Annotated in this window: 14 protein-coding genes; 5 read left to right on the forward strand and 9 right to left on the reverse strand. The window is 69.0% G+C overall.

Translation table 11 applies throughout. The annotated features are described in order from the left end of the window. Window position 1 precedes the first annotated feature (1 nt). Entirely contained in the window at window positions 2-1,201 is a 1,200-nt protein-coding gene (locus tag ACFSVL_RS22000) for an MFS transporter (protein ID WP_378306986.1), read from the reverse strand. Between the two features lie 94 nt (window positions 1,202-1,295). On the opposite strand from ACFSVL_RS22000, the gene ACFSVL_RS22005 reads away from it, so the two are divergent. Further along, a complete protein-coding gene (locus ACFSVL_RS22005) occupies window positions 1,296-1,856 on the forward strand; it encodes a hypothetical protein (protein WP_378306988.1) in 561 nt (186 codons plus the stop codon). A 277-nt stretch (window positions 1,857-2,133) separates the two neighbouring features. Here the strand turns inward: ACFSVL_RS22005 and ACFSVL_RS22010 are convergent, their stop codons facing one another. Genes ACFSVL_RS22010 through ACFSVL_RS22025 form a run of 4 tightly spaced genes read right to left on the reverse strand, consistent with a single transcriptional unit; the run spans window position 2,134 to window position 5,455 of the window. Next, the gene (locus ACFSVL_RS22010; protein WP_378306990.1) at window positions 2,134-2,874 is read right to left on the reverse strand and encodes an SDR family oxidoreductase; all 741 of its coding nucleotides are present in this window, start codon (window positions 2,872-2,874) and stop codon (window positions 2,134-2,136) included. A 1-nt stretch (window position 2,875) separates the two neighbouring features. Further along, on the reverse strand, window positions 2,876-3,511 hold the full coding sequence (locus ACFSVL_RS22015) for an O-methyltransferase (RefSeq protein ID WP_378306992.1): 636 nt from the start codon (window positions 3,509-3,511) through the stop codon (window positions 2,876-2,878). Then, entirely contained in the window at window positions 3,508-4,071 is a 564-nt protein-coding gene (locus tag ACFSVL_RS22020) for a nuclear transport factor 2 family protein (protein WP_378306994.1), read from the reverse strand. Before ACFSVL_RS22020 ends, ACFSVL_RS22015 begins: the two co-directional genes overlap by 4 nt. Window positions 4,072-4,084: 13 nt before the next feature. Next, window positions 4,085-5,455: an MFS transporter gene (locus tag ACFSVL_RS22025; RefSeq protein WP_378306996.1), complete on the reverse strand. Its 1,371-nt coding sequence runs from the start codon at window positions 5,453-5,455 to the stop codon at window positions 4,085-4,087. A 142-nt stretch (window positions 5,456-5,597) separates the two neighbouring features. On the opposite strand from ACFSVL_RS22025, the gene ACFSVL_RS22030 reads away from it, so the two are divergent. Then, window positions 5,598-6,455, forward strand: a complete 858-nt coding sequence (locus ACFSVL_RS22030; RefSeq protein WP_378306998.1) for an AraC family transcriptional regulator — start codon at window positions 5,598-5,600, stop codon at window positions 6,453-6,455. Here ACFSVL_RS22030 and ACFSVL_RS22035 read toward each other — a convergent pair. Further along, complete coding sequence (locus tag ACFSVL_RS22035) at window positions 6,363-7,667, reverse strand: carboxylesterase/lipase family protein (protein ID WP_378307000.1); 1,305 nt, start codon at window positions 7,665-7,667, stop codon at window positions 6,363-6,365. The two genes, ACFSVL_RS22030 and ACFSVL_RS22035, sit on opposite strands and share 93 nt — an antisense overlap. Before the next feature lie 10 nt (window positions 7,668-7,677). Next, window positions 7,678-8,583, reverse strand: a complete 906-nt coding sequence (locus ACFSVL_RS22040) for an MBL fold metallo-hydrolase (RefSeq protein WP_378307002.1) — start codon at window positions 8,581-8,583, stop codon at window positions 7,678-7,680. Window positions 8,584-8,685: 102 nt separating this feature from the next. Here ACFSVL_RS22040 and ACFSVL_RS22045 point away from each other — a divergent pair, with 102 nt between their 5' ends. Next, window positions 8,686-9,555 (forward strand): helix-turn-helix domain-containing protein, encoded by an 870-nt coding sequence (locus tag ACFSVL_RS22045; protein WP_378307004.1) that lies wholly within the window; start codon window positions 8,686-8,688, stop codon window positions 9,553-9,555. An 18-nt stretch (window positions 9,556-9,573) separates the two neighbouring features. Here the strand turns inward: ACFSVL_RS22045 and ACFSVL_RS22050 are convergent, their stop codons facing one another. After that, window positions 9,574-10,464 (reverse strand): RNA polymerase sigma-70 factor, encoded by an 891-nt coding sequence (locus ACFSVL_RS22050; RefSeq protein ID WP_378307006.1) that lies wholly within the window; start codon window positions 10,462-10,464, stop codon window positions 9,574-9,576. A 131-nt stretch (window positions 10,465-10,595) separates the two neighbouring features. Between ACFSVL_RS22050 and ACFSVL_RS22055 the strand changes: the two genes are divergently transcribed. Further along, window positions 10,596-11,357 carry an SDR family oxidoreductase gene (locus ACFSVL_RS22055; RefSeq protein ID WP_378307008.1) on the forward strand — a complete coding sequence of 254 codons (762 nt, stop codon included), beginning with the start codon at window positions 10,596-10,598 and terminating at the stop codon, window positions 11,355-11,357. After that, complete coding sequence (locus ACFSVL_RS22060) at window positions 11,354-12,532, forward strand: cytochrome P450 (protein ID WP_378307010.1); 1,179 nt, start codon at window positions 11,354-11,356, stop codon at window positions 12,530-12,532. The genes ACFSVL_RS22055 and ACFSVL_RS22060 overlap by 4 nt, the downstream gene beginning before the upstream one ends. Here ACFSVL_RS22060 and add read toward each other — a convergent pair. Next, on the reverse strand, window positions 12,515-13,540 hold the full coding sequence (add, locus tag ACFSVL_RS22065; protein ID WP_378307012.1) for an adenosine deaminase: 1,026 nt from the start codon (window positions 13,538-13,540) through the stop codon (window positions 12,515-12,517). The genes ACFSVL_RS22060 and add overlap by 18 nt on opposite strands. Between the last annotated feature and the right edge of the window lie 162 nt (window positions 13,541-13,702).

Here is a 13,702-nt window from a genome sequence, read left to right on the forward strand (position 1 = left end):
TCTACGTCGCCAATGGCGCTGGACGGCAAGTCTCGCGCGGCCGAGCAAGCAAAGTGACCACCGCCGCCGCCCCGATCACCGCCGCGGTGACCAGCACCGTCAACGCCCACCCGACCCGCTCGGCCGCCGCCGCGCCAAACGCCGTGCCAAGGCTTCCGCCAGCGAAATACACCACCATGTAAGCACTGTTGAACCGCGCGGGCGCATCCGGTTCAATCGCCAGCACCGTACTCTGGTTCGCGACCTGCGCAGCGAAAAGCCCCGCGTCGAACAACGCCAGGCAGACCAGCGTCGAAACCGTACTCGGCAATGCGACGGCAAGGACCGCACTCGCAAGACCAGCCAGGCTCAGCCCACCGAGGACGACCCGGCGAGCACCCACCCGGTCAGTCCACGATCCGGCGATTCGCGTAGCGAAAATCCCCAATATGCCAGCGAAAGCGTACAACCCGATGCGTTCGGCGGAATACGAAAAGGGCGGCTTCGACAGTGCCACCGCGAGCCCGGACCACACCGCGCAGAACGCGAAGAACCACAACGTGCCCCGAACCGCCGCGAGCCGCAGTACCGAGTATTGCCGGTACAGCCCGGGAATCGAGCGCAACGTCGCGAGATAGCCACGATCGTTCGCCCCAGCCGCCGAAGGAAGCACTAGCAGCACCGCCATCGCGACGACCGCGCATCCGCCCGCGAAAACGCCCAGCATCGCGCGCCAGCCGATGAGGTCGGCCAGCCAGCCGCCGACGATCCGGCCAGCCAGGATTCCCGCTGAAATCCCCGCGGTGACCACCCCCAGCGCAGTGGCCCGCCGGTCCGGGCTCGCCAGCCGCGCGGTCACCGAACTCAGCCCGGCCCCGACCGACGAGCACGCCCCGATCACCCCGAGCACCAGACCGAGCAACCACACCTGCCCGACGAGCGCGTTCAGCCCCAGCGCGACGGCGAGCGCACCGAACTGCGCGGAGAGAACGTAACGCGGCGGAAACTGGTCGACGAGCGGCACCAGCAGGGCGAGCCCGCACAGGTAGCCGACCGGCCCGCACGCGAGCGCGACGCCGACCGAGCCGAGCGATGCGCCGAGCGCACCACCGACCTCGGCGATCGCAGGCTGCAACGGATAAACGGCCGCGGTGCCCAGCGCGGCGGCGAGCGAGATGAACCCGACGATCTGGCCGCGAAGACGCGAATGATCTGTATGCACGAGGCGAGCGTAGGAAGCGCGGGATGCTGTGCGCTGGCGAGAAAACGCCATTACCCGTGCGAAGAACACCGCTGTTGTGGGATGATCGAGTTCCATGACGACGCGACCACAGCCCCGGGAGATCGACGTCAACCGCCTTCCCGAGGACGTCGTCGCGTTCCTCGACGCTGGCGAGAACCTGATCGTCACCCGGGACGGGGTCCCGATCGCGGCGGTTACCAGCGTCCAGCCCGACCCCGGACCGCCGCGCGAGGACTACGACGACGTGACCGTGGTCGCCACCGCTATGAAGCTTTCCGCCTCGGCCCGGATGTCGCTGTCGGCCGAACTCGGGCCGGACTATCTCGTGCTCGACCTGCATTCGGCCCCGGCCACCGCCGACGTGCTGCTCGTGCCGCCGGTCAGCCCGCAGCTGATCGGGGGTCTCCGGGCGAAGTTCCCGAAAGCGCGGGTCGTGCTCGCCGAGGTCGAGGACGCCGAGCTGGGGGTCAGCTACCACGGACCGGTCCGGCGGCTGCTCGACGCCGGCGCGGAGACCTACCTGACCTCGGCGAACGTCCCGCATCTGGCGAGACAGCTCGACCACGCCGTCACCCAGCGGCAGCAGCTCGAAGGCGGGGCCGCGACACCGTTGGAGATCGCTCCACCCTCGTGACCGGGCTGCCAATGCCAGGGATTAAGGCGGCGTTGTGGGTGCGGCTGAGGCGGCTGGCGGACCGTTGGCTTGCGTCGGGGGCGACGCGGGCGGAGGGAACTGGGCGTGTCGTCCGTGAGGGACTCCTTGAGGGAATCAGATTCCCTCAAGGGGCCCCTCACAGACTTGAAGAAACGGTCATACTCGCATTAATCGGGTATTTCGCTGACGTTTTCGTCCATTATGGACGGTCAGCAAGCTGAGGCCGCCCGGCTTAAGTCCCTGGCATTGGACCGGGCTACAAACCGACGCCACCGGACACGTCGACTTTCGTACCCGTGATCCAGCGCGCGTCCTCGGAGGCCAGAAAAGCGACCGCGTCCGCGATGTCCTCGACTTCCCCGATCCGGCCCAGCGCAGTCCGGCTGACATTGCCCGCCACGTTCTCCGGAACCTCAAGCAGCTCAGCGGTCATATCGGTGCGGGTATAGCCGACCCCGACGGAATTCACCGTGATCCCCCGGGGAGCCAGGTGCTTCGCCAGGGTCTGGCTGAACACGTCGAGCGCGCCCTTGGTCATCGGGTAGGCGATCCCGTTCGGCGCGGTGACGCGGGTGGCGACCGACGAGATCGCGATGATCCGCCCGCCGTCACGCAGGCGCGGCAGCAGGCGCTGGGTCAGGAAGAACGGCGCTTTGACGTTGACCGCGAACATCTTGTCGAACTCCTCAGAGGTGAGGACCTCGATCGGCCGCCGCAGGACATAGCGGCCGGCGTTGTGCACCAGGATGTCGAGGTGGGTGTCCAGTGCGGCGACGAGAGTGTCAACGTCGCCGGGAACACCCAGCTCGGCACCCACGGGAAAGGCTCGGCCACCGGCAGCGGCAATCGCCTCGACCGTCTCCCGCGCTGCGGCTTCGTTGCTGCCGTAATGCACGGCGACCAGGGCACCGTCCCGCGCCAGACGTTCGGCGATGGCTCGCCCGATGCCCCGGCTGGCACCGGTGACCAGGGCGACCTTGCCGTGCAGATCCCCCATCTCAGCGCTCCCGCCGATCGGCTACCTTGACGCACAGCTCGGTGCCGCCGTGCAACGGAAGCGAGACCGACACGAATCCGTTAGCCGGATCGTGGACATAAGCCAGAAAATCGGGTTCGGCGTTGTCGTTCAGCACATAGCCGCCGATCCGGACTTGCGGCGCGACGAACTCGATGACCTCCCGGGCGAGCGACGGTTCAGCGCCCAGCCACCCGTCGATCAGGGCGAAGTCGACCTGCCCGCCGAGGTCGCGCAAGGTGACCCGCGCGTCGCCTTCGCGGATTTCGGCGTAGTCGGCCAGCCCGGCCTCGGCGAGGTTGCGCCGGGCGGCGGCAATCTTGGCAGGGACTAGTTCCGCGCCGATCACCGTGCCTCCGCCGTTATCCCGAACGGCGGCAGCGGCGTACAGCGTCGACATACCGACCGACGTCGCGAACTCGACTGTCCGGGTAGCGCGGAGGCCCCGGCACAGCAGATAGATCAGGTCGCCCTGGTCCGGGGAAATGGAGAAGCCGTACTCACTGTATTCGTGCGGGTCGCGTTCACGGCCGGAACGCGGGTCCTTCGCCGGATACTGTTGTGCGGCAACGAGCTTGTCGATGACGGCGTTGACGGCTGGGTCGCGAAGCGGGGTCATGCGGAAGCTCCTGTCAGCCAGGCGTGGCCTTCTTCGATGATCTCCTGTTCCCGTTTGCTGAAACGGGTCGGGCAGTTGTCCGGCACCTGATGTCCGCTGTGCTCCAGCAGGTACGCCAACGCCGCGTACTCGCGCGGGTGCCGGAGCGGATCGAGGTCGTCCGTGCGCCGCATTCCGAAGGGATAGGTGAAACCGCCCATGTCGTAGACGGAATCCCGGCGCACGATCCGCCAAACGCCGTCGCGACGCTCGACCCGGTCGAGGAATCGGTTGTGGACAGTCACGCCGAGCTGCAATTCGAGGTGGTCGGCGACGAGCATCGCGTTGGTCTCCACAAAAGCGCGGTCGCCGACGACGTCCATCACCGGTGTGCCGATGAAGTGCTTGCTGTGCAACGGACCTCCGCTCATCCGCCGCGAGCCGTCGACGAAGTCCTTGGCCTTGCCGGAAAACCACAGGATCGTCAGGGTCGCGTCGTCGTGGAACAGGTCCGCCAGCGCGTCCCAGTCCTCGCGGTCACGATGGATCCAGCCGGTCATCACATCGTTGATTTCGTGCATGACAAGGAACCTCCTAGTTTCGAGTGGACACGAACAAGGCGGCGAGCGCGGCGACCACCGCGAAGGCCGCCAGGATGAGGAAAGCGACGGTGAATCCCGCTTCGCCCGGAACTCCGGAGATCACCGCGGCGGCGACCTGGGTGCCGATCGCACCGCCGATCATCCGGACAACGGTATTCATCCCGGTCGTTTCCGCGACGTTCTCGGCCGGAACGGAATGCACGCACACGGTCATCAACGTCGGGAAGGCAATGCTGAAGCCGAGGCCCATGAGCCCGAGGCTGATCATCATGTCGTAGGGATGCGCGTGCCAGGCAGCCATATAACCGAAGCCCGCCGCGGCGATCAGGGTGCCGAGAACGAGCGTGACGGTCGCGCCGATGCGGTCGGCCAGCCGTCCGGCGAAGGGGCTCACGACAATCGAGGGAAGCGACATGGGCAGGCAATACAAGCCACAGGCCAGAATCGTCGCGTGGTAACCGAATTCGGCAGACTGGGCGAAGATCGGATACACCGCGAAAGCGGCATACATGCCAGCACCGAAAAGGAAAGCGACGACGTTGGTCGTCCACACTCCGCGCAGCCGCATCAGCCGGACGTTGATCAGCGGGTTGCCGCTGGCCGCCTCGGCAAACCCCCAGAGCACGCACACCGCGACCCCGCCCGCGAGCAGGCCGAGCGTGCCGCCGGAAGACCAGCCCCACGTCCCGCCCTCGCTGATGCCCAGCACCACCGCCGTGACCCCGGCGACCAGCAACAGCGTGGTGAACCAGTTGATCCGGCCGCCGGGACGCACCGGCGATTCGCGCACCAGCAGCCAGGTCCCGGCGAACGTGACCAGCGTGATGACCAGCGGGATCCAGAACAGCCAATGCCAGCTCAACCGCGGCAGCAACAATCCGGGCAGGATGATCCCGACCGCGCCGATCCCGATGGTCGCGGTCACCGCCCCGATGCCCGCCGCGACGCGTTCGCGCGGAAACTCGTCCCGGATGATCCCGATCGCGAGCGGGAACAGCCCGCCCGCGAGCCCCTGGAGCGCGCGTCCGGCGATCTCCGGCGCGAGCGAATCCGACACGGCGCAGACGAGCTGGCCCACCGCCATCACGCACAGGACGATCAGCAGCATCCGCCGCTTCCCGAACATGTCCCCCAGCCGCCCGACCACCGCGGTCGCCGCCGCCGCGGCGAGGAAGTAGGCGGTCAGCAGCCAGGTCGCGCCGCTCTCGTTCGTGTGCAGATCCTGCTGCAGCAACGGCAAAGCCGGCACGACGACGGACCCCAGCACGCCGTAGGTCAGCGCGCCCAGCATCAACGGAGCCAGCACCAGCCCCACCTTGACGCCGCCCTCCGGCGGCCGCGTTTCCCTCGCCGTGATCGACATCCGGCTCCCCCTCAGGCACGTTGGTTAGGCTTGCCTAATCAGGATCACCGGCGGGAGAACGGCCCGCTACCGGCCGTCGGACAGCGGATACCGGTATCCCGCCAAGATCGCCCGCGGCCGATCGGCGGTATCCTGGAACCCGATGCCGAAACGCCGCCACATCTGCTGGTCCGGCGACGATCCCGTCCAGGGCCGGTGGGCACTGGTCCACGGCGAGGGGGTCGCCGCGCATCAGCATGCGCAAGGACAGCTGCTGTACGCGGCGAGCGGTCTGCTGGCCACCACCACCGAACGCGGCACCTGGGTCGCGCCGGCCGACCGCATCTCGTGGACCCCGCCCCGATTCGCGCACTGGCACCGCGCCTACGGCGAGACCGAGATCAGCATCCTCGAAGTGCCCGCCGAACTGTGCGCCGAGCTTCCCGCCACACCGACGGTGTTCGCCGTGTCCGCGCTGCTGCGGGCCGCGGTCCTGAAGCTGACCGGCGGCACCGCCGCGGCACCGGACGTCGGCGACCGGTTGCTCCGGGTGCTGGTCGACGAGCTGACCGAACTCCCGGAACAGCCGATGTACCTCCCCGCGCCCGCCGACGACCGGCTCCGCGCAATCACCGGCCTCCTGCGCGAGAACCCGGCCGAGTCCGCCACCCTCGGCGAACTCGGCCGGGCCGTGGGCGCCAGCGAGCGGACGCTCAGCCGGCTGTTCCGCGCCGAACTGGGGATGAGCTTCTCCCAATGGCGCTCTCAGCTGCGCATCCAGCACGCGTTGGTGTACCTCGGCCAAGGCCTTTCCGTCACTGATACCGCGCTGCGGTGCGGATGGGCCAACCCGACCAGCTTCATCGAAACCTTCTCGGCGATCCTCGGGCAGACTCCGGGAAGCTATCTGCGCCAGGTAAAAGTCGTCTCAACCGACGAAATGGTGCGGCTCGGACGCGGCCCAGCCCGGGTCGCCGGTCCGGGCGAACGCCACCCAAGCCGCATGAACCTCCGCCGCTAGCCCCGCCGGAGCGGAGTCCGGGCCGAGCAGCCCGGTGTCGCCGTGCAGCCATGGCTCGTCGGCGAGATCGAACACGAACGGCAGCTCGACGGTGTGCGCGGCACCGAGCCGCCCCTCCAGGGCCGTTGAGCGGTAGCCGAACGAATAGCCGTAGGTGCGGCCTGGCGCGATCTCCGCGTGCGCCTGCGCCATCCGGGCGGTGCCCGCGCCGAACAACCGCTCGCCTAGCTCATCCGCGGTGTCGGCCGGTTTTCCTTGTGGCACCAGGTAAAGCCGCCCCTCCTCGGTGTTCGTGCCGATCAGCAGGTCGACGTCGCAGACCAGACTGTCGGCCGGTTGTCTGGGCAGCACCAGGCTGAACGGACTGAGCCCCGCCAGCGGGTCCGTCGCGGTGCTGGTCCGCAGGTCAAGCCCGGCCAGCGCGGGCAAGATCTCCAGGAACCGCGCGTCCGGGATCTCCGCGAACGCCGCGGCGGTCGGCTCGACGCCCAACGCCGCAGCGGCCGCCACGGTCACCCGCTGCGCCTGCTCCGGCGTGAACGCGCCCGTGCCGCTTCCACTTTGGACAATCGCCCGGCGGAACAGCCCCTTGGCCTCCGGCGTCGCGAGCAGCGCGCCGGTGAGCGTGGCACCCGCGGACTGCCCGAAGACCGTGACGTTCGCCGGATCGCCCCCGAACGCGGCGATCGAATCGCGCACCCACCGGAGCGCGGCGAGGACGTCGAGCAGCCCGCGATTGTCCGGAGCACCTTGCAGGGAAAGGAAACCGAGGATGCCGAGGCGGTAGTTCACCGTCACGAGGACGATGCCGTCGCGAGCGAAAGCGCTGCCGTCGTAGAGCGCGGCGCGCGTCGATCCGGTGACGAACCCGCCGCCGTGCACGAACACCATCACCGGCCGGTTGCCAGCGTCCGCGGCCGGGGTGCGGACGTCGACCGTCAGATATTCCTCGCCAGGCACCCATCCCGGCCCGAAATACGGGGTCAGGTCGAGCCGCCCGAAGTCACGGGCGGGCTGCGGCGCGGTCGGCGACGGCTGTGTCCCGTCACGGACCCCGGACCAGCCACTGTGCGGCACAGGCGGGGCAAACCGGCCCGGGCCGATCGGGGCCGCCGCGTAGGGAATGGCCCGATACAGCTCGCCCGCCTCGTCACGACGCCCGCGGACAGCGCCCGCCGCGGTCTCGACGACCGGATTTTCCTGCTGAGACATAGGAACCCTTTCAGGAGATCCGGGAGAACCCGGCCCACTTCTTGATCGCGAACTTCGTCCCGTCCCGCTCGACCTCCGCCGCGCCCGAGCCGGGAAAGTGCGCCGGGAACAGGAGCGCGTTGTCCTCGGCGGCCTGGCCGAGCAGGTTGCGCCGGGTGGCCCGGGCCTCGGCCGGGTCCTCGCAGAAACAGGAGTTGGTCGCCGGTTCCGCGATCTGCAGCGGGGTATGCACCAGATCGCCGACGAACAACGCCCGGTCGCCGCCGGAATCCAGCGTCAGCACGGACGAGCCGGGAGTGTGCCCCGGCGCGAGGTCGAGGCGCAGATTCCGGTCGATCCGATACGTCCCGTCCCACAGTTCGGCCTGCCCCGCCTGCCGCACCGGCACGACGCTGTCCTCGAAGACGTTCTGGTTCCCGCGCCCGAGCACCGTCTTGTTTCCGTTGGCCGGGTCCCAGAACTCGAAGTCCCGCAACGGCATCAGGTACTTGGCGTTCGGAAAGGTCGGCACCCACGCGCGGCCGTCGAGGCGGGTGTTCCAGCCGACGTGATCGATATGCAGATGGGTGTTGATGACGACGTCGACGTCCTCCGGCCGCACCCCGGCCGCCGCGAGATGGTCGAGGTAGCTGGTGTCGAGGCGGCTCCACACCGGCGCGTACGGCCGGTCCTTGTGGTTGCCGACGCCGGTGTCGACGAGGATCGTGCGCCCCTCGCTGCGCAGCAGCCAGGACTGGATCGCCGACTGGCACTCGCCGGTCTCCGGATCCCAGAAATCCGGCGCCAGCCAGCCGCGATGCTCGTCCCAGGCACCATCCGGGCTGTCCGGGAAGAACTGCTCAGGGCTCATCTCGACCGACCCGTAGAACTCCTTGACGCGGGTGACCGTGACGTCGCCCAACTTGATCTCGTCCATGCCCTCGACCCTGCGCTGACCTGCGATGCTGGACCACTCCCCGGTTTTCCTACCCCGCGCAGGGTGTGGCAGAGCGAGGACCCGCGGCGGATAGTGGACGCCATGACCGCTGGCCCGCTGGGAGACTTCCTGCACGCGCGACGAGCCCGGCTGCGCCCGGAGGACGTCGGCCTGCAAGACCTCGGCCCGCGCCGCCGGGTCGCCGGACTGCGCCGGGAGGAACTGGCGCAACTGGCCGGCGTCAGCGTGTCCTACTACACGCGGCTGGAGCAGGGCCTTTCCCGCGGCGCCTCCGCCGAGGTCCTCGACGCGATCGCCGGCGCCCTGCGCCTCGACGCCCACGAACGCGCCCATCTGGACCGCCTCGCCGACGCCGCCCGCCGCACACCCCAGCCGCGCCGCCCACGCCCGGAGAAGCTCGCCGACGAAACCCGCGACCTGCTGCGCGCGGTCGACAACGTCCCGGCGCTGGTCCTCGGCCGCCGGACGGACGTGCTGGCCTGGAACACCCTCGGCCACGCGCTGCTCGCCGGCCACCTGGACCTGACGCAACGCCCCAACCTGAGCCGGATGCTGTTCCTGGACCCGCACTGCCGCGAGCTGTACGCGGATTGGAAACGCAAGGCCCGCGCGGTGGTCGGCAACCTGCGCATCACCGTCGGAAAGCATCCGGACGACCCGCTGCTGGCCGAGCTGATCGGCGAGCTGACCATGAAGAGCCCCGAGTTCGTCTCGCTGTGGCGGGACCACCGCGTCGGACCGTGCGACGCCGACTCCTACGAACTGCGGCATCCGGTGGTCGGCAAGGTCACGGTGACCCAGCAGACGCTGTCGGTCGCCCGCTCGCCGGAGCAGGTGCTGATCGTGTGCACGACCCCGGCGGGATCGCCTTCGGAGGAGGCGTTGCGGCTGCTCCGGCAGGTCAGCGAACGGGAGTCGATTGTGGACGCTCCGGTGCGGGTGCCTCGGTAGACGGGCTTAGCCGGAGGTTTAACCCCAGGGCCGACTACGGCTCACCGCGATTTCCCGTTCCACCCGAGACAGTTTCTCCGGATTCCGCACGTGGTACGCGCCCGTGACCAGCCCGTCCTCGACCCGCACCGCCAGCACCCCGTCGACCTCCCCTTCAACACGGATCAGCAGCCCCGGACCCCCGTTGATCTGCACCCATTCCACCGACCGGCGCGCGCCGCGCCGCCACCAGCCGGTGGCCAGCAGCCTCGCCACGCTGTCCGCGCCGACAACCGGTCGCAGCAGGGCGTGCTTTACTCCGCCGCCGTCGCTCAGGGCCACGACATCCGGGGCGAGAATGTCCAACAAACTCTGCAAATCCCCGGTTTCCACCGCGGTCTGGAACGCTTTCAGCGCCGCCCGGTGCTGGTCCGGCGAACCGGTTCCGCGCGGTTTGCGTTCGGCCACCCGCAGCCGGGCGCGGTGCGCGATCTGCCGTACCGCTGCCGGGGTTTTCTCGACGGCTTCCGCGATTTCGTCGTAGTCGACCGCGAACACCTCCCGCAGCACGAACACCGCGCGCTCGGTCGGCGCGAGCGTCTCCAGCACCAGCAGCATCGCCATCGAGACACTCGCCGCCAGCTCGACGTCCTCGGCCACGTCGGGCGCGGTCAGCAACGGCTCAGGCAGCCACGGCCCGACGTACGACTCCTTGCGCCGGCCGAGGGTGCGCAGCCGCTTGAGCGCCTGCCGGGTGGTGATGCGGACCAGAAAGGCGCGCCCGTCCCGCACCGTCGCCAGGTCGACGCCCGCCCACCGCAGCCAGGTCTCCTGCAGGACGTCCTCGGCATCGGCGGCCGAGCCGAGCATCTCGTACGCCACGGTGAACAGCAGATTGCGGTGCACCACGAAGGTCTCGGTCCGGTCCATGTCCCTACGATCCCGGCCGCCCCCGCGTTGTGACGCCGAAGCACAGTGGCCTGCGCCACACCGGCGAGCGGTCACACGGCGCGGGCCGCCGGGATCTCTTGGTCAAGTCCAAACCCGACCGAGGAGAGTCCATGAGCACATTCGCGGTAGCCGGAGCGACCGGGCGGTTAGGCCGCCACGTCGCCGACGTCCTCCGGGAGCGAGGGCACGAGGTCGTGCCGATGTCCCGGGCGACCGGTGTCGACGTCATCACCGGCGAAGGCCTCGCCGACGCGCTCGCCGGGGCCGACGTCATCATCGACGTCGCCTCCTGGCATTCGTCCGATCAGGACGAGGCGACGGCGTTTTTCCGTACGTCCGCCCGGAATCTGCACAAGCACGGCGAGCGGGCGGGGGTCAGCCGGATCGTCGCGGCGTCCATCATCGGCGCGGACAAGGCCACCGCCGGTTTCCTCGCGGCCAAGAAGGAGCACGAGGAACTCCTCCTGGCCGGACCGCTGCCGGTCCGGTTCCTGCGAGCCGCGCAGTTCCACGAATTCGTCAGCGATCTCCTGGACCGCAGCGGCGAGGTCGCCTACTTCCCGGCCCTGCCCACCCAACTCGTGGCCTGCCGAACGGTCGCCGAGGAACTGGTCGACCTCGCCATCGCTCCATCCTCGCCCGCACCGATCCCGGAAATCGCCGGACCGCGCAAGGAAATCATGGCGGAGGCGGCACGGCTGCTCGGCGAACGCCGGGGCATCAAGGTCGTCGGCGTCGACGGAGCCGCCATTCCCGACGCCGGCCTCGCCGCGAAGGGCGCGTTCCTGCCCAGCCCGCACGCGAAACTGGCCGGACCGTCCTTTTCGGAATGGCTCGCCACCCAGTCGGAGTCCGGAAAGGACGAACGATGACTACCCCGCCGGAAGTACCGTTGCCCATGCGCCGCAACGGATTCGACCCGGTCCCGGAACTGGGCGAGATTCGCGACGGCGAGGGGATCGCCCGCGTCGACACCGCGTTCGGCATGTCCGCGTACCTGGTCTGCCGCTATGAAGACGTCCGCCAGGTGCTGTCCGATCCGGTCCGGTTCAGCAGTGCCCTTTCCCCGGCACCCGGGGCCGAGCACCTGTCGGCCGAAGAACAGGCCACGATGCAAGCCGGGCAATTCATCGCCTTCGACCCGCCCGAACATACGCGGTTGCGCCGCGTCCTCACGCCGGAATTCACGGTACGGCGGATGCGGCGGCTCGAACCACGGATCGCCGAGATCGCCGAGGCGGCACTGGACGATCTGGAACGCGCGGGCAAACCGGCCGACCTCGTCGAGCATTTCGCGCTGCCGGTGCCGTCTTTGGTGATCTGCGAACTGCTGGGCGTGCCGAAAGCGGACCGCGCGGAGTTCCACGAGCGATCCGTCCGCCTGCTGGACACCTCACTCCCGATGGAGCAGCGCGTCGCCGCGCAACGGGAAGACCGCGCCTACCTGGCCGGCCTCGTCGCCCGCGCGCAGGCCGAACCGGGCGACGACCTGCTGGGCACCCTGGCGCGCAACCACGACCTCAGCACCGACGAGCTGATCGGCATCGCCAGCCTCCTGCTCCTGGCCGGGCACGAGACGACCGCGAACATGCTCAGCCTCGGCACGCTGGCGCTGCTGCAGCACCCGGAGCAGCTGGCCAAGCTCCGCGACGACCCGGCGCAGGCCGAACCCGCGGTCGAGGAGTTGCTGCGGTGGCTGTCCGTGGTGCAGGCGGCGCCCCCGCGCACAACCACCGAGGACGTCAAGATCGCCGGGCACGCCATTCCCGCGGGCTCGCTGGTGAGCTTCTCGCTTCCGGCGGCCAACCGCGACCCTGGTTTGCTCCCCGATCCCGAAACCCTGGACATCAGCCGCGGCGCCGCCGGTCACCTCGCCTTCGGCCACGGCGTGCACCATTGCCTCGGCGCACCGCTGGCGCGGATGGAGATGCGGATCGCGTTTCCCTTGCTGCTACGGCGTTTTCCGCAGCTCAAACTCGCCGCGCCAGCGGATTTCCGAGCGTTCAGCGTCGTTTACGGCCTCCGGACGCTACCGGTGACCTGGTGAGACAGCGTCGATCCCGGCGAGCATCGCGGACTTGGCCGGCGCGTCCAAAAACGATGCACGCACCGCGTTCCTGGCCAGCTCCGCCACTTCCGCCTCGCGCAGGCCGAGCGTCGTAGCCACCGCGCGGTACTCGCCCTCCAGGGTCGCGCCGAACATCGGCGGATCGTCAGTGTTGAGGGTGACGACGACACCGTGGTCGAGCATGCGGCGGACCGGATGCGCGGCGATCGAGGACACCTGACGCGTCCGCACATTGGACGTCGGGCACACCTCGAGCGGGATCCGGTGTTCGGCGAGGTACGCCAGCAACGCCGGATCCGCCGCGCAACTGGTGCCGTGCCCGATCCGTTCCGCGCCGAGATCGTGCACGGCCGACCAGATCGTCGCCGGCCCGCTGGTCTCCCCGGCATGCGGCACGCTGTGCAAACCAGTCTCGCGCGCGGCGGTGAAGAACGGTTCGAACTGCGCCCGTCCGACGCCGACTTCCGGGCCGCCGAGCCCGAAACTGACCAGCCCGTCCGGCCGTTCCCGCAACGCGAACACCAGCGTCTCTCGCCCGGCCCGGACGCCCTTCTCCCCGGGAATGTCGAAGCACCAAGCCAATTCGACGCCGTGCTCGGCCTTCGCGGCACTGCGGCCCTCGGTGAGCCCGGCAAGCAGCTCGTCGCCCGGCATACCGTCGAGGAGGTGGTTGTACGGCGTGACCGTCACTTCGGCGTAGCGGACGTTCTGGCGCGCGAGTTCGGCGGCGAGGCCGACCACGAGCGTGCTGATGTCGTGGCGGTCTTTCAGCATTGACTGAACCGCCCAGTAGACCTTGAGAAAATGCTCGAAGTCGCGGAACACGAAAAACTGTTCCAGCTCCGCGCGATCGGCGGGCACCCCGGCCTCCGGATGACGGCGGGCGAGGGCGAGCACCGTGCCGACGTTCGCCGACCCGACGAGATGAATGTGCAGTTCGACCTTGGGCAGGGCATGGATGAAGGCGCGCAGGCTTTCGCCAGGCATGAGAAAGCTCCCTGAAGAGTGGAAGAGGTGACAGAGCAACGAAAACGGGACAACTCAGGGAGCGAGGTCGCCACGATCGAGGTCGGCTCCGTAGAGCGGCAGCTTGAACTCCGGCACGAAGGCACTGTAGCGGAGTTCGCTGTCCGGACGGAAGAAATCCGC

This window comes from Amycolatopsis silviterrae, assembly GCF_042684085.1.
In the GTDB taxonomy this organism is placed as follows: domain Bacteria; phylum Actinomycetota; class Actinomycetes; order Mycobacteriales; family Pseudonocardiaceae; genus Amycolatopsis; species Amycolatopsis silviterrae.

Excerpts from the sequence above, each read along its gene's own strand:
- ACFSVL_RS22015 (WP_378306992.1), bottom strand. The coding sequence starts at position 3,511 with ATGACCCCGCTTCGCGACCCAGCCGTCAACGCCGTCATCGACAAGCTC.
- ACFSVL_RS22035 (WP_378307000.1), bottom strand. The coding sequence starts at position 7,667 with ATGTCTCAGCAGGAAAATCCGGTCGTCGAGACCGCGGCGGGCGCTGTC.
- ACFSVL_RS22060 (WP_378307010.1), top strand. The coding sequence starts at position 11,354 with ATGACTACCCCGCCGGAAGTACCGTTGCCCATGCGCCGCAACGGATTC.
- ACFSVL_RS22010 (WP_378306990.1), bottom strand. The coding sequence starts at position 2,874 with ATGGGGGATCTGCACGGCAAGGTCGCCCTGGTCACCGGTGCCAGCCGG.
- ACFSVL_RS22030 (WP_378306998.1), top strand. The coding sequence starts at position 5,598 with ATGCCGAAACGCCGCCACATCTGCTGGTCCGGCGACGATCCCGTCCAG.
- ACFSVL_RS22050 (WP_378307006.1), bottom strand. The coding sequence starts at position 10,464 with ATGGACCGGACCGAGACCTTCGTGGTGCACCGCAATCTGCTGTTCACC.
- ACFSVL_RS22025 (WP_378306996.1), bottom strand. The coding sequence starts at position 5,455 with ATGTCGATCACGGCGAGGGAAACGCGGCCGCCGGAGGGCGGCGTCAAG.
- ACFSVL_RS22020 (WP_378306994.1), bottom strand. The coding sequence starts at position 4,071 with ATGCACGAAATCAACGATGTGATGACCGGCTGGATCCATCGTGACCGC.
- ACFSVL_RS22040 (WP_378307002.1), bottom strand. The coding sequence starts at position 8,583 with ATGGACGAGATCAAGTTGGGCGACGTCACGGTCACCCGCGTCAAGGAG.
- ACFSVL_RS22045 (WP_378307004.1), top strand. The coding sequence starts at position 8,686 with ATGACCGCTGGCCCGCTGGGAGACTTCCTGCACGCGCGACGAGCCCGG.
- add (WP_378307012.1), bottom strand. The coding sequence starts at position 13,540 with ATGCCTGGCGAAAGCCTGCGCGCCTTCATCCATGCCCTGCCCAAGGTC.
- ACFSVL_RS22055 (WP_378307008.1), top strand. The coding sequence starts at position 10,596 with ATGAGCACATTCGCGGTAGCCGGAGCGACCGGGCGGTTAGGCCGCCAC.
- ACFSVL_RS22005 (WP_378306988.1), top strand. The coding sequence starts at position 1,296 with ATGACGACGCGACCACAGCCCCGGGAGATCGACGTCAACCGCCTTCCC.